Source organism: Stenotrophomonas sp. 278 (genome assembly GCF_003935715.1).
GTDB lineage: Bacteria > Pseudomonadota > Gammaproteobacteria > Xanthomonadales > Xanthomonadaceae > Stenotrophomonas > Stenotrophomonas maltophilia_AH.
In genome coordinates this window covers 1-3,550 of record NZ_RHPP01000232.1, presented here as the reverse complement: position 1 = coordinate 3,550, position 3,550 = coordinate 1, and the positions used below count along the sequence as shown (strand labels likewise).

3 protein-coding genes are annotated in these 3,550 nt (G+C 67.4%); 1 reads left to right on the top strand and 2 read right to left on the bottom strand.

What is annotated here, in order from left to right; all coding sequences use genetic code 11:
• The coding region (locus EGJ34_RS20940; protein ID WP_125362342.1) for a DEAD/DEAH box helicase at nt 1-1,871 on the bottom strand (1,871 nt) is incomplete at its 3' end.
• A 263-nt stretch (nt 1,872-2,134) separates the two neighbouring features.
• Between EGJ34_RS20940 and EGJ34_RS20935 the strand changes: the two genes are divergently transcribed.
• A complete protein-coding gene (locus EGJ34_RS20935) occupies nt 2,135-2,362 on the top strand; it encodes an RNA-binding S4 domain-containing protein (RefSeq protein WP_125362341.1) in 228 nt (75 codons plus the stop codon).
• A 90-nt stretch (nt 2,363-2,452) separates the two neighbouring features.
• On the opposite strand, the gene ubiM is transcribed toward EGJ34_RS20935, so the two are convergent.
• Nucleotides 2,453-3,550: 5-demethoxyubiquinol-8 5-hydroxylase UbiM (gene ubiM, locus EGJ34_RS20930; protein ID WP_125362340.1), on the bottom strand; the 1,098-nt coding region annotated here is incomplete at its 5' end.

Below are 3,550 nucleotides of genomic sequence, written 5' to 3'. Positions count from 1 at the left end.
CCGCCGCGGTGGCCGCCCGGCTTGCCCGGACCGCGGCCGAACTTCGGCTTGAACGGCGCACGAGCCGACGGGGTCAGGTCTTCACCCGGCTCAACCCGGCGCATGTGCAGCTGCTGCCCGGCCACCCACACCTTCTTCAAGTGGCTGAGCAGGTCGGCGGGCATTTCGGCCGGCAGGTCCAGCACCGAGAAGTCGTCGTGGATGTCGATGCGGCCGATGTAGCGGCTTTCCAGACCGGCCTCATTGGCGATCGCGCCGACGATGTTGCCCGGCTTCACGCCGTGCACATGGCCCACTTCGATGCGGAAGGTTTCCATGCCCGGCTCCGGAGCACCGCGCGGGGCGATGTCACGGCGCGGCGCGCGTTCGAAGCCACCGTCCTGTGGGCCGAAGTCGCCTTCCGGGCGCGGACCGCGCACCGCACGTTCGTCGTCACGACGCGGACCACGCTCGAAGCGCGGTTCAAACCGCGACGGACGCTCACCGCGCTCGCCACGCTCCTGGCGTTCACGCGGCGCGCGCTCTTCACGCGGACCGCGCACCGGCGGGGTCAGCAGGAACGGCGAATCGCCCTGCAGCAGCTTGGCCAGCGCAGCGGCGATGTCGATCGCCGGCACGTTGTTCTCGCCTTCGAAACGCTGCAGCAGGTCGCGGTAGAAGTCGATGTTGCCTTCGCTGAGCGCGTCGCTGATGCGGCTCATGAACTTGTTCACGCGGGTGTCGTTGACCGCGTCCACGCTCGGCAGCTGCATTTCCTCGATCGGCTGACGGGTAGCACGCTCGATGGCGCGCAGCATGCCCTTCTCGCGCGGGGTGACGAACAGGATCGCCTCACCACTACGGCCGGCACGGCCGGTACGGCCAATGCGGTGCACGTAGCTTTCGGTGTCGTAGGGAATGTCGTAGTTCAGCACGTGGCTGATGCGCTCCACGTCCAGGCCACGCGCGGCCACGTCGGTGGCGACCAGGATGTCCAGCTTGCCTTCCTTGAGCTGGCCGATGGTGCGTTCACGCTGGGCCTGCTGCATGTCGCCATTGATGGCGGCCGCGGCCAGGCCGCGGGCCTGCAGCTTTTCCGCCAGCTCCTCGGTACCGGCCTTGGTCCGGGCGAAGATGATCATCGCATCGAACGGCTCCACTTCCAGGATGCGGGTCAGCGCATCGAGCTTGTGCAGACCGCTCACCCACCAGTAACGCTGGCGGATGTTGGCCGAGGTGGTGGTCTTGGCCGCGATGGTGACTTCGGCCGGGTCCTGCAGGTAAGTCTGCGCGATGCGGCGGATCTGCGGCGGCATGGTGGCCGAGAACAGTGCCACCTGGCGGCTTTCCGGCAGCTTCTTGAGCACCGCTTCGACGTCGTCGATGAAGCCCATGCGCAGCATTTCATCGGCTTCGTCCAGCACCAGCGTCTTCAGCTCGGACAGATCCAGGGTGCCGCGATCCAGGTGATCGATCACGCGGCCGGGGGTACCGACGACCACATGCACGCCACGGCGCAGGGCCGACAGCTGCTGCCCATAGGGCTGGCCGCCGTACACCGGCAGCACGCGGAAGCCGGGAATCTTGGCCGAATAGGTCTGGAAGGCCTCGGCGACCTGGATGGCCAGCTCACGGGTCGGGGCCAGCACCAGCACCTGCGGCTTGGTCTGGTTGAAGTCCAGGTTGGACAGCACCGGCAACGCGAACGCCGCGGTCTTGCCGGTACCGGTCTGGGCCTGGCCCAGCACGTCACGGCCTTCCAGCATCGCCGGGATGGTGGCAGCCTGGATCGGCGAAGGGGTTTCGTAGCCGACAGCGGCAACCGCCTGCATCACAGCGTCGGACAGGCCGAGATCTGCGAACAGCAGCGGCGCGGAAGATTCTTGGGACATGGGGAACTCCAAAGGCACTGCCGTGAACCTGGCAGTGAGATAAAAAAGGGGATGGTCCGCGCTTTGGGCGCCCTTTCTTATCGCGTGCCCTGGCGCTGCTCGGTCGGAGGATTACTCTCGCTCAGGGCGGAATGATACCGCATCGTCCCTGAACAGCGTGTACAGATTTCCCATGGATATCGATATGGCGCGTGCTGTCGCACAATACGCGCCCTTTCCCGGCCCGGCGCATGCTCTGCGCCCCTTCACAGGATACCCCCTCCATGCAGACTCTCGAATTCGACCTGGACGGCGAGTACGTCGAACTGAAGCAGCTGCTCAAGCTGACCGACCTGGTCAGCAGCGGCGGCGAAGCCAAGATGCTGATCGGCGACGGCCAGGTGCTGGTGGATGGCCAGGTGGAACTGCGCAAGGCCTGCAAGATCCGCGCAGGCCAGCAGGTGCAGTTCGGCGATACGGTGATCAACGTGTTGGCCGACCCGGAGGGGTGAAGCCGGCATGCAGCGCGTGACGACCAACGGTCGTCACCTACCGGGGCCGATGCACACCCATGGTAGGTCACGACCGTTGGTCGTGACCTGTCACCGCTGGGTCAGGTGCGCCGCGATCAGCTTGCGGAACGGCACCACGCCCTGTGCCAGGCGAAGACCCGCCCGGCGGAGCACCCGCGCCGGCAGGCGGTCGTCGGTGTACAGGGTGGTGATGGCATTGGTCGCGTCATACAACGGGCGCGCCGCCAGCCGGTGGCCACGCTCATAGCGGGCCAGGCCCGACGGCGCGGCGATGTCGGTCCCGCGCTGCGCGGCCGTACGCAGGATCGCAGCCAGACGGTCCTGGCTCTGCAACCCCAGATTGAAGCCGTGCGCGGTTACCGGGTGCATGCCCACCGCCGCGTCGCCGATCAGCGCACAGCGCTCGCCCACGAACGCGTTGGCGAACACGCCCACCAGCGGATACGCGACCGGCTTGGCCACCGGCCGCATGTTGCCCAGTCGATACTCGAACAGGGTACTCACCCGGGCCCCGAAGCTGTCTTCATCCAGCGCCATCAGCTCGGCGATCTGCCGCGGCGGCAAGGTAATGACAGCCGAAGCCAGATCGCCGTTGAGCGGCAACAGCGCCATGGTGCGCCCGTAGCCGAACCATTCCCACGCGGTGTGCTGGTGCGGCACGTCGATCTGCATGCGGCAGACCAGCATGGATTTGCCGAAGTCACGCAGCCTGGCCCCGATACCCAGCAGCCGCCGGGTGGAAGAGAAGCGGCTGTCGGCGGCCACCACCAGACGTGCCTGCAGGCGACGGCCGTCGCTGAGGGTTACCTCGCTGCGGTCGGCCCCGGGGACCACCTCGCGCACGCTGGTCTGGTCGATCAGGCGCAGGCCGGGCTGGCCCTGCACGCTGTCCCAGGCTGCGCGGCGGATCAGGTGATTGGGGACCAGCCATCCCAGCGCATCGCCCTGGCGCTGGTCCGCGGCAAAGGTCAGCGCGAACGGCGAGCTGCCGTCCATCACGCGCGCATCGCGCAGGTCGGATATTTCGGCCGGGTCCAGGCGTTCCCACACCCCCAGCTGCTCCAGGATGCGCCGCGAGGCGTGGGTAAGCGCGATCTCGCGGCCGTCAAAGGCGGCCTCTGCCAACGCCGCACGCGGCTGCTGCTCGACCAGGGTCACCGACAGTCC

Bases quoted from the DNA above. Each gene is read 5' to 3' on its own strand.
- EGJ34_RS20935 (WP_125362341.1), top strand. From the start codon at position 2,135: ATGCAGACTCTCGAATTCGACCTGGACGGCGAGTACGTCGAACTGAAG.